This is a genomic window from Actinoplanes flavus (assembly GCF_017592555.1).
In the GTDB taxonomy this organism is placed as follows: domain Bacteria; phylum Actinomycetota; class Actinomycetes; order Mycobacteriales; family Micromonosporaceae; genus Actinoplanes; species Actinoplanes flavus.
The window spans coordinates 154,063-170,277 of sequence record NZ_JAGFNS010000022.1; the positions used below are offsets into that span (position 1 = coordinate 154,063).

14 protein-coding genes are annotated in these 16,215 nt (G+C 71.2%); 5 read left to right on the plus strand and 9 right to left on the minus strand.

The annotated features are described in order from the left end of the window. The 3 genes from J5X75_RS29555 to J5X75_RS29565 all read right to left on the minus strand — a co-directional run bounded on the left by J5X75_RS29555 (window position 1) and on the right by J5X75_RS29565 (window position 2,921). Window positions 1–549, minus strand: coding sequence for a TetR/AcrR family transcriptional regulator (locus J5X75_RS29555; RefSeq protein ID WP_208470800.1), 549 nt, complete (start codon window positions 547–549; stop codon window positions 1–3). A 67-nt stretch (window positions 550–616) separates the two neighbouring features. Next, window positions 617–1,357, minus strand: a complete 741-nt coding sequence (locus J5X75_RS29560) for a helix-turn-helix domain-containing protein (RefSeq protein WP_208470801.1) — start codon at window positions 1,355–1,357, stop codon at window positions 617–619. Next, window positions 1,350–2,921, minus strand: coding sequence for an AAA domain-containing protein (locus tag J5X75_RS29565; protein ID WP_208470802.1), 1,572 nt, complete (start codon window positions 2,919–2,921; stop codon window positions 1,350–1,352). Before J5X75_RS29565 ends, J5X75_RS29560 begins: the two co-directional genes overlap by 8 nt. 90 nt (window positions 2,922–3,011) lie before the next feature. Between J5X75_RS29565 and J5X75_RS29570 the strand changes: the two genes are divergently transcribed. Further along, window positions 3,012–4,640, plus strand: a complete 1,629-nt coding sequence (locus J5X75_RS29570) for an amidohydrolase (RefSeq protein ID WP_208470803.1) — start codon at window positions 3,012–3,014, stop codon at window positions 4,638–4,640. 3 nt (window positions 4,641–4,643) lie between these two features. On the opposite strand, the gene J5X75_RS29575 is transcribed toward J5X75_RS29570, so the two are convergent. Continuing rightward, the gene (locus tag J5X75_RS29575) at window positions 4,644–5,342 is read right to left on the minus strand and encodes a hypothetical protein (protein WP_208470804.1); all 699 of its coding nucleotides are present in this window, start codon (window positions 5,340–5,342) and stop codon (window positions 4,644–4,646) included. 189 nt (window positions 5,343–5,531) lie between these two features. Here J5X75_RS29575 and J5X75_RS29580 point away from each other — a divergent pair, with 189 nt between their 5' ends. Beyond that, window positions 5,532–6,239 (plus strand): laminin G domain-containing protein, encoded by a 708-nt coding sequence (locus J5X75_RS29580; protein WP_208470805.1) that lies wholly within the window; start codon window positions 5,532–5,534, stop codon window positions 6,237–6,239. Between the two features lie 30 nt (window positions 6,240–6,269). Here J5X75_RS29580 and araA read toward each other — a convergent pair whose 3' ends face one another. The 5 genes from araA to J5X75_RS29605 form a co-directional block, all read right to left on the minus strand. Continuing rightward, complete coding sequence (gene araA, locus J5X75_RS29585; protein ID WP_208470806.1) at window positions 6,270–7,754, minus strand: L-arabinose isomerase; 1,485 nt, start codon at window positions 7,752–7,754, stop codon at window positions 6,270–6,272. Window positions 7,755–7,791: 37 nt separating this feature from the next. Next, complete coding sequence (gene yjfF / locus J5X75_RS29590; RefSeq protein ID WP_208470807.1) at window positions 7,792–8,811, minus strand: galactofuranose ABC transporter, permease protein YjfF; 1,020 nt, start codon at window positions 8,809–8,811, stop codon at window positions 7,792–7,794. Between the two features lie 85 nt (window positions 8,812–8,896). Then, window positions 8,897–9,919, minus strand: a complete 1,023-nt coding sequence (locus J5X75_RS29595; RefSeq protein WP_238489753.1) for an ABC transporter permease — start codon at window positions 9,917–9,919, stop codon at window positions 8,897–8,899. Then, window positions 9,916–11,442, minus strand: coding sequence for a sugar ABC transporter ATP-binding protein (locus J5X75_RS29600; protein WP_208470808.1), 1,527 nt, complete (start codon window positions 11,440–11,442; stop codon window positions 9,916–9,918). The genes J5X75_RS29595 and J5X75_RS29600 overlap by 4 nt, the downstream gene beginning before the upstream one ends. Window positions 11,443–11,512: 70 nt before the next feature. Further along, the gene (locus J5X75_RS29605) at window positions 11,513–12,496 is read right to left on the minus strand and encodes an ABC transporter substrate-binding protein (RefSeq protein WP_208470809.1); all 984 of its coding nucleotides are present in this window, start codon (window positions 12,494–12,496) and stop codon (window positions 11,513–11,515) included. Between the two features lie 320 nt (window positions 12,497–12,816). Here J5X75_RS29605 and J5X75_RS29610 point away from each other — a divergent pair, with 320 nt between their 5' ends. The 3 genes from J5X75_RS29610 to araD all read left to right on the plus strand — a co-directional run bounded on the left by J5X75_RS29610 (window position 12,817) and on the right by araD (window position 15,095). Then, window positions 12,817–13,809, plus strand: coding sequence for a LacI family DNA-binding transcriptional regulator (locus tag J5X75_RS29610; RefSeq protein WP_208470810.1), 993 nt, complete (start codon window positions 12,817–12,819; stop codon window positions 13,807–13,809). A 72-nt stretch (window positions 13,810–13,881) separates the two neighbouring features. Then, window positions 13,882–14,304: a hypothetical protein gene (locus J5X75_RS29615; protein ID WP_208470811.1), complete on the plus strand. Its 423-nt coding sequence runs from the start codon at window positions 13,882–13,884 to the stop codon at window positions 14,302–14,304. Window positions 14,305–14,387: 83 nt separating this feature from the next. Further along, the gene (gene araD / locus J5X75_RS29620; RefSeq protein ID WP_208470812.1) at window positions 14,388–15,095 is read left to right on the plus strand and encodes an L-ribulose-5-phosphate 4-epimerase AraD; all 708 of its coding nucleotides are present in this window, start codon (window positions 14,388–14,390) and stop codon (window positions 15,093–15,095) included. Window positions 15,096–16,215: the final 1,120 nt, after the last annotated feature.

Here is a 16,215-nt window from a genome sequence, read left to right on the forward strand (position 1 = left end):
TCAGTGACCGAGGGCGTCGAATCCGACCGCGGCGAGGCGGGTCGCGGCGCCGGGGTGAAGCTGGCCGCAGAGGGCGATGCTGGCCACCGCGACCGCGCCGAGGGCTCCGGTGACCCGCAGCGCCCGCTCGGTGTCGGTGTGCGGCTCGTCGCCGAAGGCGCCGGCGATGGCCTCACCGATCACCGCGAGGGCCTCGCCGATCTCGCTCTCCGGCTCGGCGAGCAGGGAGGAGAGCAGCAGGGCGACCATGCCGGGCTGGGCCACCGCGAGCTCGGCCAGCCCGGTGAGCACGGCCCGGTCCCGCTGCGGGCCGGGCGGGAGGTCCGCCACGCCGGAGGCGGTGTCCCGAATCTGCTCGACGCAGCGCCCGATCACCGCGGTCTGCAGCGCCTCCTTGGTCGGGAAGCGGTGCAGCAGGCCGGTCTTGGAGTAGCCGACCGTGTCCGCGATCCGCTGGACCGACGTCTCCTTGAGCCCGTGCCGGGCGAAGAGATGCGCCGCGGCCTCGAGGATCTCGTCGTCGATCTGCTGCTTGGTGGGACGGGGCATAGGACCACCGTAGACCGTAATGGACCGACCTGGTCCGGGAGGGACCGTGTCGGTCCCCACACTCCGGTCAGTCCGCTTCTGATTGCCCACGGTGGCGGTCGTAAACATCACGGAGGTACGGGTCCGGCCCGTCCACCGCCCAGCCGAACACCAGCGGCTCGTCCTCGCACTCGACGGCGTAGACCGGCAGCCACACCGGGCGCGGCACGGCCGCGGTCACCTCGACGGGCACCGCCGGTCCGGTGAAGTCGGCGACGGCCGGCCTGTTCAGCAGCAGCTCGACGGCGTCCGGCGGCAGCGGGCGGGCGGGGCCGACCGGGTCGAAGACGGTGCCGTCGGGCAGGGTCAGCGCGGGCTCGCCGAGCCACACCGAGTGGGTGGCATGCGCGTACGGCACCGGCTCTCCCCCGCAGCCGTCGAACCGCAGGGTGATCCGGCGACCCGGCGTGAGGACGTGGCGGCGCCCGTCGGCGACGGACAGGCGCCCGAGTTCGGTCAGCGTGAGGTCGTCCCCGTCGTGCCGCAGGTGCCCGATCCCCACCAGGAACCGCACGGCCCGGGTGACCAGTGCCGGCTCCACCCCGAAGAACGCGGCCAGCTCGGCGGGGCGCCGCAGGCCGGCCTCGGCGACCGCACGGCTCAGGTAGCGGTCGAAGACGTCGTACGAGTGCGCCTCCCGGACCTCCGCCACCACGTCCACGGCCCACATCGGCAGCAGCAGCGGCACGAACCTCCGGGGCCGCACGCCCGGCAGCGCACCCGCCCGGCGGACCACCTCCCGCATCGGCAGGTGGGCCGCCTCAGTCACCCGGCCGCCCGGAGGCCGGCCCGGAGCCGCCGGGATCCGGCGCGGCCCGGTGCGCCGCCGGCACACACGCCGCGACCCGGTCGAACACGCTGCCGGTGAGCAGGCCGGTCAGCTCCGCGGGGTCCACCCCGGCCGGGCACCGGGCGGCCACCCAGGCCTGGGCCACCGCGACGTCACGCAACGGCGGCCGCCCGGTCTCGCCGACCAGCACCGCCCGGCGGGCGCGGACCAGCGGCACCAGCGCGGCCGGCACCGCGACCCGGGACGCGTCCTCCACGACGACCAGGTCGTACTCCAGGTCGGCGTGCTCCGGGCGGCCGGCGCCCAGGCAGGTGGTGGCGACGACGTCGGCGTACCGGAGCAGTTCGGCGTGCAGCTGCCGGCTGGGCCGGGTGGCCCGCTGCCGCCACTCGCGCAGCAGCCCGGCCCGGCCGCGCAGGGTCGGCTCCAGCTCGCGGCAGCGCTCGGCGAAGCCGGTGAGCCCGGCCTGATCGGCGGTCCACTCGGGGCGTGCGGTGACGCCGTCGAGCATCCGGGTGAGCTGGTGGGCACAGCGTTCGGCGGATTCCAGCGCGCGCCGCGCGGCCAGGTCGGCGAACGCGGCCCGTTCGGCGGCGGCCCGCACCACGCTGTCGTTCGCGACCGCGATGTCGTGTTCGCGAGCGCTTTCCGCGTACCCCTCGTCGATCTGCTGAAAGGCCGACCGGGCAGCGGCCGCGTGCCGGACCGCGTGGCTCAGCGCCGTCCGCAGCCGCCCGGCCCGCCACCGGCGCAGCCGGGAGGTCTCGGCGCGGCGCAACGCGGCGGTGAGCAGCTCCACCTCCCGGGCGGTCGCCGCGGCGGCCCGCTCGGCCGTCGCCCGCTCGCGCGCGATCGCGGCCAGCGACGCGCCGAGCCGGTCGCGGGTGGCCCGCACCGTCGCCTCGTGATGCGCGGCGGCCCGGCCGGCACGCTCCCGTGCCTCGGCCGCCTCGGTGAGCGCGTTGTCCAGCCGGCGCAGCCAGCCGTGCGCCGGGGCGGGATCGCCGAGCCAGGGTTCCAGGGACCGGGCGGCGGCCTGGGAGCGGGTCAGGATGCGCTGCTGCACGGTGGCCGACGCCGCGTCGATGCTGCCCGGCCCGGACCCGGCCGGATCGGTGCGGATCACGGTGGCGCCGTCGGGCAGGTGGGCGATGACGGCGTCGACCGGCGGCGGCGCGGGCGCGGTGAGCAGCACCCGCTCGCCGCGTTCCGCGGCCTCGCGCACGATGTCCAGGACGGTCCGGGCGCGTGCCGGGCCGGGCTCCGCGACCAGGCAGACCAGATCCGGTACGGCGGTGGCGAACCGCCCCTCGGCCAGCAGGGGCAGCAGGCCGGGGTTGACCGCGGCGCCGGAGCGCAGCCGCCGGATCGCCTCCCGCTGGACGCGCTCGTCGAGGCCGGCGTCCCGGGACGCGCGCGCGGCGGGCACCCGGCCGGCGCCGGGATCCAGCTCGCGGGCGGCCGCGACGGCCAGCTCCAGGACGGCGCAGAAACCCTCGTTCCGGTACGGCGGTTGATCTAGATCGACAAGGGTCGACGCCATCCGCCCACCTTAGTTGCGCCGCATGCGGACCATCAAACACGCCACGATTGAATGAGCCGTCGCCGTCGCCGCACAGATCGGATTCGCCAGATGTCCCGTGATCACGCAGACCTGATCCTCGCCGGCGGGCCGGTGTTCTCCGCGGGCGCCGGGCCGGCCACCGCCGTGGCGGTCCGGGACGGCCGGATCCTCGCGGTCGGCGACGACCTGAGCGGGCTGCGGGGCCCGGCGACCGAGGTGGTGGACCTGGCCGGGCGCCTGCTGATGCCCGGTTTCCAGGACGCGCACGTGCACGCCGTGATGGGTGGCGTCGAGCTGAACCAGTGCGACCTGACCGAGACCACCGACCGGAACGAGTACCTGCGCCGGGTCGCGGCGTACGCGGCCGCCCACCCGGATCTGGAGTGGATCTCCGGCGGCGGCTGGTCGATGGAGTCCTTCCCCGGCGGGGTGCCGGCCAAGGAGCTGCTCGACCGGGTGGTGCCGGACCGGCCGGTGTACCTGATCAACCGGGACCACCACGGCGCGTGGGTGAACAGCCGGGCGCTGGAGCTGGCCGGGATCACCGCGGGCACCCCGGATCCGGCGCACGGCCGGATCGACCGCAACCCGGACGGCTCACCGGCCGGCGGCCTCCAGGAGGGCGCCATGGAGCTGGTCGGCGACCTGCTGCCGGAGGTGACCACGGCGGACCGGGTGGCCGGGCTGCGCCGGGCGCAGGCGCTGCTGCACTCGCTCGGTGTCACCGCCTGGCAGGACGCCATGGTGTGCGCCACCAACGGCTACCCGGACGTGGCCGACGCCTACCTGGCGGCCGCGACCGAGGGCTGGCTGACCGCGACCGTGGTCGGCGCGCTGTGGTGGGACCGGGACCGGGGCGCCGAGCAGATCCCGGAGCTGCTGGCGAAGCGCGAGCGGTTCAGTGTGGGGCGGCTGCGCTGCGACAGCGTGAAGCTGATGCTGGACGGGGTGGCGGAGAACTTCACGGCCGCGATGACCGAGCCCTACCGGGACTCGTGCGGCTGCGCCACCACCAACCGGGGGCTGTCGTTCATCGACCCCCGGTTCCTGGGTGACTTCGTCACCGAACTGGACGGGCACGGCTTCCAGGTGCACTTCCACGCGCTGGGTGACCGGGCGGTCCGCGACGGGCTGGACGCGGTGGCCGCGGCCCGGGCGGCGAACGGTTTCCGGGACACCCGCCCGCATCTGGCCCACCTCCAGGTGGTGCACCCGGACGACGTGCCGCGGTTCCGGGCGCTGGGCGCGACGGCGAATCTCCAGGCGCTGTGGGCGTCGCACGAGCCGCAGATGGACGACCTGACCATCCCGTTCCTGGACCCGGCGCTGGTGGACCGGCAGTACCCGTTCGGCGACCTGTGGCGGGCCGGGGCGCATCTGGCGTGCGGCAGCGACTGGCCGGTCAGCACGCCGGACCCGTGGCAGGCGATCCACGTCGCGGTGAACCGGGCCCACCACGGCAGCGGCCTCGGCCCGTTCCTGCCGGGGCAGCGGCTCGACCTGGCCACCGCGCTGGCCGCCTACACGGCCGGTTCGGCCTACGTGAACCGGCTCGACGACACCGGGACGGTCCGCCCCGGCAACCGGGCCGATCTGGTGGTCCTGGACCGGGACCCGTTCGCCGCGCCGCCGGACGAGATCGCCGCCACCCGGGTCGCCATGACCTTCGTCGACGGGGATCTCGTCCACGGCGCGTGACGGTCAGCGGTCCTCGTCGTCGTCCTCGTCGTCCTGCTCCTCGTCCGGCTCCTCGGCGTGCGCCTGCGCGTGCCGGGGCTGGACCGGGGCGGCCTCGAGGACCTCGGCGACCGGCTCCTCCTCGACGTACTCGCTCATCTGCGGCGCGTCCACCCAGAGGGCGCGCAGCTGGCTCTGCATGAAGCCGGTGAGCCGGCCGCGGTACTCGCGGTCGAACTGCTCCAGGGCCTCGATCTGCTGCTGGAGGGCCTCGCGCTTGGCGCCCAGGCTGCCGACCACGTCGTCGTACCGCTGCTGGGCCTGCTGCTTGAGCTGCTCGGCGCCGGCGATCGCGTCGGCGTTGATCGTCTCGGCGCGGTTGCGGGCGTCGGCGACGATCTTCTCCGCGGTACGACGGGCCTCCTCGGCGCGGGCCTGCGCGTCCCGGGCCATCTGCTCGGCGGCGGCGCGGGCCTCGGCCAGCACCCGGTCGGCCTCGCGGCGCACGTTGTTGGCGTGGGCCTGGGCGTCACGGGCGATCTGCTCGGCGGCGGCCAGCGCGTCCGTACGGATCTTGTCCGCGTGGTGCTGGGCGCTCGCGACGTGTTCCTCGGCGGTGCGCTGGGCGAGGGCGAGCACCTGGAGAGCCTGGTTCGGCAGGCCGGGGTTCGGGGCGATCACCGCGTGCTCGGAGGTCTCTCCGTTAGTCCCATTGAGCAGCACTTCGACACGATCCTTCTCTGCGAGGGGTGGATCCGGGGGGTTCTCGGCGACGGCTCCCGGCCATGATCGGCGGATGCTACCAAGCTGAACTCAAGGTTTGCGAGGGCTACTTTGTGAATGTCCGACAAATTGGATATCAGTCGCATTAGTCTTGAATGGACCATTCTCCCCACGCCGTGAGGACGAGCCATGAGATTCCGCCGCACACTCGCCGTCACGGCTGTACTGACCTGCGTGTTCGCCGTCGCGCCCGGGCCCGCCCGGGCGGCCACCGGATACGAGATGGCGGCCTGGACGATGGACGAGAGCCGGGGGTCCCGGTGGATGGCCGACAGCACCGGGCGCGGCCACAACGGCCGGATCGGACCGGACGTCGGCACAGGTCTGTCCACCGAGTCCAGCCGGGGCTACCGGTTCGACCGGCTGGAGCCGGACACCCCGCCCGCCCGGCCCGGCCATCTGGTCAGTGTTCCCGACCATCCGGACCTCGACCCCGGCGACCGCGACTTCGCCGTCACGGTACGGCTCAGGACCACCCACAAGTTCGGCAACATCATCCAGAAGGGCCAGGCCACGGTGCCCGGCGGAAGCTTCAAGATGCAGATCCCGAACGGGCGCCCGACCTGCACGTTCCGGGGTTCGGTGGGCACCATCGAGATGTGGTCGCCGGCGCGGATCAACGACGGCAACTGGCACACCGTGCGCTGCCTGCGGATCCGGGACGGGGTGGCGCTGCTCATCGACGGGAACGAGGTCGTCTCCAAGCCCGGCTGGACCGGCACCATCGCCAACACGTGGCCGGTCAGCATCGGCGGCAAACTGGACTGCGACCAGGTCGAGGTCGGCTGCGACTACTACGCCGGCGACCTGGACTGGATCGTGATCGAGGCGGCCTGAGCCTCGCAAGGGTCAGGCCGCCTCCGCGGGTCAGCGGCCGAAGCCGCGGGCCAGGCGGTGGTACGCCTGGTTCCAGCGCACCTCCTTGACGAACGAGCGGGTGGTGGTCGACTCGTCGATCACCAGCAGCTCGGTGCCCACCATCTCGGCCAGGTCGGCCAGCTCCTCCGCGCCCACCGCCGACGACAGCACGGTGTGGTGCGGGCCGCCCGCGGTCAGCCAGCACTCGGCCGACGTGGACAGCGACGGGGCCGGCTTCCAGACCGCCCGGGCGACCGGCAGCCTCGGCAGCGGCGCGGTCGGCGCGACGACCTCGATCTCGTTGGCCACCAGGCGGAACCGCTCGCCCAGGTCGGCCAGGCCGAGCACCACGGCCGGGCCGGGCGCCGCGTCGAAGACCAGGCGGACCGGGTCCTCGCGGCCGCCGATGCCGAGCGGGTGGATCTCCAGCTTCGGGGTGCCGGCCGCGATGGTCGGGCACACCTCCAGCATGTGGGCGCCGAGGATGACCTCGTTGCCCGGCGTCAGGTCGTACGTGTAGTCCTCCATGAAGGAGGTGCCGCCGCCCGGTGCCATCGCCTTGAGCGTGTGCACCAGCACCGACGTCTTCCAGTCGCCCTCGCCGCCGAACCCGTACCCGTCGGCCATCAGCCGCTGGACCGCGAGGCCGGGCAGCTGCCGCAGCCCGCCCAGGTCCTCGAAGTTCGACGTGAACGCCCGGAACCCGCCCTCGGTGAGGAACTGCCGCAGGCCCAGCTCGATCCGGGCGCCGTAGCGCAGCGACTCGTGCCGCTCGCCCAGCAGCGCGGGCGCGATCTCGTAGGTGTCCCGGTACTCGGCGACCAGCTTGTCGATCTCCGCGTCCAGCACCTGGTCCACCACCGCGACCAGGTCGTTCACCCCGTACGTGTTGACCGAGACCCCGAAGCGCAGCTGCGCCTCGACCTTGTCGCCCTCGGTGACCGCGACGTCGCGCATGTTGTCACCGAAGCGGGCCAGCTTCAGGCTGCGCATCGCCGAGTAGCCGCGGGCCGCCTTGACCCAGGTGGCGATCCGCGCGACCACGGCCGGGTTGCTGACGTGGCCGGCCACCGTCTTGCGGGGCACCCCGAGCCGGGCCTCGATGAACCCGAACTCCCGGTCGCCGTGCGCGGCCTGGTTGAGGTTCATGAAGTCCATGTCGATCTCGGACCAGGGCAGCTCGACGTTGTGCTGGGTGTGCAGGTGCAGCAGCGGCGCCCGCAGCGCGTCCAGGCCGGCGATCCACATCTTGGCCGGCGAGAACGTGTGCATCCAGGCGACCACCCCGAGCACGCCGGGCGTCGAGGAGGCCCGCCGGCAGACGTCCAGGATCTGTTCCGGGCTGGTCAGGACCGGCTGCCAGACGACGTCGGCGTCGAGCTGGGCGTCCAGCTGGGCGGCGATCTCACGGGACTGGGAGGCGACCTGCTCGAGGGTCTCCGGGCCGTACAGTCCCTGGCTACCGGTGAGGAACCAGATTTCCCCGTTGCTCATTTGACGCCCTTCTCACGCTTGTCGCGGTTCATGTGGTTCATCTCGCCTTTCTCGTGACCAGACGCTGCAACACGATGAAGGCGAAGAGCAGGACGCCGACGATGATCCGGGTCCAGGCCGAGTTCAGGTCGCCCTGGAAGTTGATGATCGTCTGGATGAGGCCGGTGACCAGGACGCCGAGCAGGGTGCCCCAGACGTAGCCGGAGCCGCCGGTCAGCAGCACACCGCCGATGACGCAGGCGGCGATCGCGTCCAGTTCCAGACCGTTGCCCTGCAGCGCCCAGCCGGAGGTGGAGTTGATGCTGAACAGCACGCCGCCGAGCGCCGCGCAGAAGCCGCTGAGGGTGTAGACGGCGATCTTCGTACGGCCCACCGGCAGGCCCATGAGCAGCGCCGAATCCGCGTTGCCGCCGATCGCGTACACGTTGCGGCCGAACCGGGTCCAGGCCAGCGTGACCGCGGCGATCAGCACGGCGAGCAGCGCGACGACGGCGATCGGCTTGGTGACGACGCCCTCGGCGAGCACGATCCGGTACTCCGAGATCGCCTTCCACATCTCGTCCCGGATCGGGATGGACTCCTGGTTGATGGTCAGCGCCGTGCCGCGGGCCAGGAAGAGGCCGGCCAGGGTGGCGATGAACGGCTCCACCTTGAAGAAGTGGATCACCGCACCCTGTCCGGCGCCGATCAGGGCGCCGAGGGCCAGCACCGTCGGCAGCACCACCAGCGGAGGCCAGCCGCCCTTGAGCAGCGTCGCGGTCAGCACGGTGGTGAGCGAGATGACCGCGCCGACCGAGAGGTCGATGCCGCCGGTCAGGATCACGAACGTCATCCCGACCGCGACCACGAGCAGCACCGCGTTGTCCCGGAACAGGTTGACGAAGACGCTCGGGTCGCCGAAGTTCTCGTAGTTCGCCACGCCGCTGCTGTACATGATCATCAGCAGCGACAGGGTCGCGATGATCGGGATGTACTTGGCGTTCGGCCGGTAGACCCGGCGGCGCGGGTTGGTGGGCGCACCCTTCTCGGTAACCGGGGTCATGTCGACGGTGGTCATGCTGTGCCCTCCTTGGGCATGCCCTCCCGGCCCTCGCCTGCGAGGCCGTTGAACGGTTCAGCCGAGTGCCGCTCGGTGCGGTCGGTCATGCCGTGACCTCCGCTCCGGCAGCGCTACGCGGGGTGAGTCGCCCGAAGACCTTCTCCCGGAGGGTCGGCGACTGGAACAGACAGAGCGCCACCACCACGACCGCCTTGAACAGCAGGTTCGCCTCGGACGGGATGCCGATCGCGACCACCGTGACGGCCAGCGTCTGGATCAGGACGGCGCCCAGCACGGTGCCGATGATCGAGAACCGGCCACCGACCAGGGCGGTGCCGCCGATCACCACGGCCAGGATGGCGTCGAGCTCGATGAGGTTGCCGGCCGAGATGCTGTCCGCGCTCTTGATGTTGGCGCTGTAGATCAGGCCGGCGAGGCCGGCGAGACCGCCCGCCACCACGTACACCATGATCGTCAGCCGGCGGGCGCCGATACCGGCCAGCCGGCTCGCCGTGGGGCTGCCGCCGACCGACTCCAGCAGCAGGCCGAGCGCGGTGCGCCGGGTCAGCAGCAGGATCAGGGCGGTGGCCGCCACCGCGATGAGCAGGGCCACCGGCAGGGCGGCGAAGAAACCCGAGGCGATCGTCGCGTACGGGCCGGACTGCACGTTGATGATCTGACCGTCGGTGATCAGCTGGGCGATGCCGCGGCCGGCCACCATCAGGATGAGCGTCGCGATGATGGGCTGAATGCCGATGATCGCCACCAGGGCGCCGTTCCACAGGCCCATGAGCATCGACACCACGATCGCGATACCGATGATCAGCAGCACCGGCCCGACGCTGTTCTGGTCGTCGAGGTCCTGGATCAGCAGACAGGCCACGGCCGCGGAGATCGCCATCACCGAACCGACCGAGAGGTCGATGCCGCCGGTCGAGATGACCAGTGTCATGCCGAGGCCGACCAGGATCAGCGGCGCGCTGTTGCGCAGGATGTCGATGAGGGTGCCGAACAGGTGCCCGTCCTGCACCGTGACGAACTGCCTCGAGGTGAACATGTTGATGACCAGCAGCACCACCAGGATCGCCGCTGGCCAGAACAGCCGGTTCTTGAAGATGCTGATCATGAGGTTGCTCCGCTGGCGATGGTCTGCATGATGCGGTCGGCGTCCACGCCGGCGGTGTTCTCCAGCTCCTCGATCAGGCGGCGGTCACGCAGCACGCCGATCTTGTGGCTGAGCCGGAGGACCTCCTCCAGCTCGGCGCTGACGAACAGCACCGCCATGCCGCCGTCGGACAGTTCGGCCACCAGCCGCTGGATCTCCGCCTTGGCGCCGACGTCGATGCCACGGGTCGGCTCGTCGATGATCAGGAGCTTGGGCTCGGTGATCAGCCACCGGGCGAGCAGCACCTTCTGCTGGTTGCCGCCGCTGAGGTTGCGCACCGGGCGCTCCGGATCGGCGGGCCGGATCTGGAGGGCCTTGATGTACTTGTCGACGATCTCGTCCTGCTTCTTGCGCGGGATCGGCCGGGTCCAGCCGCGGGCCGCCTGCAAGGCCAGGATGATGTTCTCCCGGACGGTGAGGTCGCCGATGATGCCCTCGGTCCGCCGGTTCTCCGAGGAGAAGGCGATCCCCTTCTTCATCGCGACCTGCGGGTTGCGCAGGTTGACCGGCTTGCCGGAGACCGTCAGCTCACCGTGGTCGGCCTTGTCCGCGCCGAACAGCAGGCGGGCCAGCTCGGTACGCCCCGACCCGAGCAGACCGGCCAGCCCGACCACCTCACCCTCGTGGATGGTCAGGTCGTACGGGGCGATCGCGCCGGTCCGGCCCAGCCCCCGGGCCTCCACGACCGGCGTGGCCTCGGCCGCCCGCTCCCGGTTGCGCTGCGCCTTGTCCTCCACGTCCTCCAGCGCCGCGAGCTCCTTGCCGATCATCTTCTCGACGAGCTGCACCTGGGACAGCTCCTCGACCCGGTGCTCACCGATCAGCTGACCGTTGCGCAGCACGGTGAGCCGGTCCGAGACCTCGTAGATCTGGTCCAGGAAGTGCGAGACGAACAGGATCGCCACGCCGCTCTCCTTGAGCTGGCGCATCACCCGGAACAGCTGTTCCACCTCGGAGGCGTCCAGGCTGGAGGTCGGCTCGTCGAGGATCAGCACCCGCGCCTCGACGTCGACCGCGCGCGCGATCGCCACCATCTGCTGGATCGCCAGCGAGTACGAGCTGAGCGGCGCCGACACGTCGAGGTCGAGGTCGAGCCGGGCGAGCAGCTCCGCGGCACGGCGCCGCATCCTGCCCCATTGGATCTTGCCGAACCGGCGCGGCTCACGACCGATGAAGATGTTCTCCGCCACCGAGAGGTTGGTGCAGAGATTGACCTCCTGGTAGACCGTGCTCACACCGGCCTGCTGGGCCTGCAACGGCCCGGAGATCCGCACCGGGACGCCGCCGAGCCTGATCTCGCCGCCGTCGATCTCGTAGACGCCGGTGAGTGTCTTGATGAGGGTTGACTTGCCGGCCCCGTTCTCGCCCATGAGAGCGTGAACCTCACCCGGGAACATGCGGAAATCGACGCCGTCGAGGGCGACGACGCCGGGGAAGACTTTTCTGATCCCGGTCATCTCGAGGACCGGGGACTGCTCGCCCATGGGATGCTCCGTTTCGAGCGCCGCAGGCGCCCCGGCCGGTGCCGGCCGGGGCGACCCACGAGCAGATCAATCAGTACTGGCGGTTGGGGAGCTCGGTCTTGGCCTGCTCCTGGGTGAAGGTGGTCTCCTTGGTGAGGACCCGCTTCTCCACCGTCTCGCCGGCGTCGACCTTCTTGGCCAGCTCCATCAGCTGCGGGCCGAGGAGCGGGCTGCACTCGACGATGAAGTTGATCTTGCCGTCGGCCAGGGCGGTCATGCCGTCCTTGACCGCGTCCACCGTGATGATCTTGATGTCGGTGCCGGGCTTCTTGCCGGCGGCCTCGATCGCCTCGATGGCGCCCAGGCCCATGTCGTCGTTGTGAGCGTAGAGCACGTCGATGTCCGGAGTGGACTGCAGGAAGGTCTCCATGACCGTCTTGCCGTCGGCGCGCTTGAAGTCACCGGTCTGCGACTTGACGATCTTGAGGTTGGGGTTCCCCGCGATCACGTCGGCGAAGCCCTTCTGCCGGTCCAGGGCCGGCGCCGAGCCCGTGGTGCCCTGCAGCTCGACGATGTTGACCGGCTCGCTCTTGCCCTCGTACTCCTTGGCCAGCCACTCACCGGCCTTCTTGCCCTCCTCGACGAAGTCCGAGCCGATGAAGGACGCGTACAGCGAGGTGTCCTGCGAGTCGACCGCGCGGTCGGTCAGGATGACCGGGATGCCGGCGTCCTTGGCCTCCTTGAGCACCGCGTCCCAGCCGGAGACGACCACCGGCGAGAAGGCGATGACGTCGACCTTCTGGGTGATGAACGAGCGGATGGCGGAGATCTGGTTCTCCTGCTTACCCTGCGCGTCGGAGAACTTGAGCTCGATCCCGGCGGCCGCGGCCGACTCCTGGATCGACTTCGTGTTCGCGGTACGCCAGCCGCTCTCGGCACCCACCTGGGAGAAACCGAGAACCAGCTTGTCGTCGCCGCCATCCTCGGAGCCGCTGTCCCCGCCGCCGCAACCGGCGAGCGAGGAGACCAGCAGAAGACCACCGAGGACCGCGGCCGCGTAGTTCCTGCGCACCATAACCTCCCGAAACTGTTACCGTTCACAAATAAGTAGCGGCAGAAGCGTCCCCGCTCCAGGCCGCGAAGATCGCGGTGTGTTGCGATCGCCGTCACAGCTTGCGTTTCGAGAGTGTTACCGTTCTCATCGCGCTCGTCAAGAGATCCCGATCGCTGTTTCGTAAAGGTTGCAAGAACGCCCACGTCACCGCCGGTGATCGGGCACAAGCTGCTAGGAATCATCCAATGGCGACACCTGAGCCGGCGCCGGGAGCTCCCGAAGCCACCGCTGACCTGCCCGTACCCGTCTCCCGGCGAACCTCCAAGGAGCGCGGGAGCGTCATGCGCGACGTGGCCAAACTGGCCGGTGTCTCGCATCAGACCGTCTCGCGGGTCATCAACGAGCATCCCAACGTCCGGGCCGAGACCCGGGAACGCGTCCTGGCCGCGATGCGATCGCTCAACTACCGGAGGAACCTGGCCGCGCGGACCCTCGCCACCCGGGAGTCGCACACCCTCGGCATCGTCGGCTTCGAGACCACCCTGTTCGGGCCGGAGTCCATGCTGTACGGCATCGAGAGCGCCGCCCGCGCCGCCGGGTACCTGGTCAGCGTCGCCACCGTACGGGACCTGTCGCACCGGCCCGTACTCGAAGCCGTCGACCGCCTCGTCCAGCACGGCGTCGACGGGATCATCGCCATCGCCCCCAAGCCGGCCGTCACCACGGCGCTCACCCACGCCCCGGCCGGGATGGCGTGCGTCGCGGTGGGCGGGGACGGGCAGGCCGGCTTCCCGACCGTACGGGTCGACAACAGCGCCGGCGCCCGCCTCGCCACCCGGCACCTGCTCGACCTCGGGCACGCCACCGTCCACCATGTCGCCGGACCGCTCGACTGGCCGGAGGCACAGGCCCGGGTGGACGGCTGGCGCGAGACCCTGTACGCGGCCGGCGCCGTCGTACCGCCGGTGACCGCCGGCTGGTGGGACGCCGCCGCCGGCTACGAGCAGGGCCGCCGCCTGGCCGCCGACCCGGCGGTGACCGCGGTGTTCTGCGCCAACGACCGGATCGCCCTGGGCGTGCTGCGCGCCATGCACGAATCCGGTCGCCGGGTACCCGAGGAGGTGAGTGTGGTCGGTTTCGACGACATGCCTGACTCCGGATATTTCCTGCCCCCGCTCACCACCGTCCACCAGGATTTCGCCGAACTCGGCCGGCGCGCACTCGCCCTGCTGCTGCGCCACCTGGACCTGCCCGACGGCGACACCCCACCCGACGGCGTGGTGGTCGCGCCCCGCCTCGTCGCCCGGACCAGCGCCGCGGCCCCGGCCGGGTGACGGACGGTTGCGTCCTGGCCACCGGCCACTACAGTCCGAGGAGTGCTCAACGACGAGAACGGACGGTGAACAGTGGCCTCCGGGGCGGGCGGATGGTTCCGGCGCAAGGTGCCCCGGCTCTCCGGCACCCTGCACATCCGTGACATCAGCGGGCACGAGCTCGTCGTGCCGCTGCGTGGCCGCGCCTCGCTGCTGACCGCGGGCGGCACCGGCCTGCGCGGCTACGGCGAGGTCTGGGCCGTGCACACCACGGCCGGCAGCCCCACGGCGGAGACCCGGCTGATGATCGTCTACGGCCGCGGCGACAGCCAGGGCGATCGCATGTCCGGGCTCTGCGCGGCCGGCGAGACCATCGAGCTCGACGGGGTCCGGTTCACCTGGCGCGCGCCGTCGATGCCCTCCGCCTCCACCCGGGTCCCGCAGCCACGGCCACCGGCCGGGAACGTCCCCCGTCACCTGGAACGACCAGCCCGCCGGGCCGGAGTTGATCGCTAACATCCCCCGCGTTTCGGACTTGTGCAGGCACGCCGAAGATCTCTATCGTTAGCGCTAACAATGGCGGTCGAGGAGACGACGACGTGACATACGGTTCACCGGACCTGCGCCGGGCCGTGCTGCTGGCCAACCAGATGATCCCGGCAGCCGGGCTCGCCCAGCTGACCTGGGGCAACGTCAGCGGCATCGACCGCGAGGGCGGCTACTACCTGATCAAGCCGTCCGGCGTGGCGTACTCCGACCTCACCGAGGACGACATGGTCCCCGTCGACCTGGAAACCGGCAAAGTCATCGAAGGCGACCTGCGCCCCTCCGTCGACAGTGAAAGCCACCGCGCCTTCTACCTCGCATGGCCCTCGATCGGCGGCGTCACCCACACCCACTCGACGAACGCCGTCGCGTTCGCCCAAGCCAACCGGGACATCCCGGTCCTCGGCACCACACACGCCGACACCTTCGACGGCCCCGTCCCCGTCACCCGCGGCCTCACCCCCGCCGAATGCGCCACCGACTACGAACTCAACACCGGCCGCGTCATCGTCGAACGCATCGGCGACGACGAAGCCGCCGCCGGCATGCCCGCCGCACTGGTCGCCAACCACGGCCCGTTCACGTGGGGCGCCACCCCGAAAAAATCAGTCGAACACGGCATCATCCTCGAAGCGGTCGCCGAAATGGCCATCAAGACACTCGCCCTCAACCCGGCCGCCTCCACCCCGCCACACCTCCAGGAACGCCACTTCAAACGCAAACACGGCCCGGGCGCCTACTACGGCAACCCCCGCCCCTGACGCGCGTTCCCGGGTGGCCGACCTTCCCCTTCGCCCAGGCCACCCGGGAACTGTGCTGTGTTTGATTGCTCCGCTTCGCTCCGCGGCAAAACGCCTTGTAACCGGTGTCGAGGCAGGTGATTTCCCGCCGCCAGCACACCCCGCTGGCGTCGGCAAATCAGCTGCCTCGACACCGGCGGCGTTTTGCGGGGGTGCCCGTCACACCGCCGTCCTGCTCAGCGTGGCCGCCAACTGCACCGCCACCCAACCCGGCCCGGCCCGGCCCGGCCCGGCCCGGCGCAGCCCAGGGGCGAGCGTGGATCTTTGCGACTGGCGCTGAAAGGTGCCACACGACCCTCGAAACGGCCCTCGAAGCCAGCCGACGCATGGGCGCCAACTCCACCACCAACCCACCCAACCCGGCCCGGCCCGGCGCAGCGCAGGGGCAAGCGCGGATCTTCACGACCGGCGCTGAAAGGTGCCTCACGGGCCTCGAAACAGCTCCCGGAGCCAGCCGACGCGTGGCCGCCAGCTGCACCACCACCCCACCCAACCCGGCCCGGCGCAGCCCAGGGGCAAGCGTGGATCTTTGCGACCGGCGCTGAAAGGTGCCACACGACCCCCGGAACAGCCCTCGAAGCCAGCCAACACATGGCCGCCAACTCCACCACCACCCCACCCAATCCGGCCCGGCCCAACCCGGCCCGGCCCGGCCCGGCGCGGCCCAGGGGCAAGCGTGGATCTTTGCGACCGGCGCTGAAAGGTGCCACACGACCCCCGGAACGGCCTCGAAGCCAGCCAACACATGGCCGCCAGCTCCATCACCAACCCACCCGGCCCGGCCCGGCCCGGCGCAGCGCAGGGGCGAGCGTGGATCTTTGCGACCGGCGCTGATGGGTGCCTCACGACCCTCGGAGCAGCGCTCGGAGCCAGCCGACGGGTGGCCGCCAACGGCACCGCCACCCAGCCCAACAGCGAGCGTGGATCTTTGGGGCTGGCGTTGGAGGGTGTCTCAGAGGACGTCTGATTCACGTAGTTTGTGAGTTATGAGGGTTTAGTCGTCTCGCCAGGTTGGGGTGGTTTCGGCGGTGAGGCGTTTGGCGAGGTTGTCGATCATCGCCAGGGTGATCATGCTGGCCGA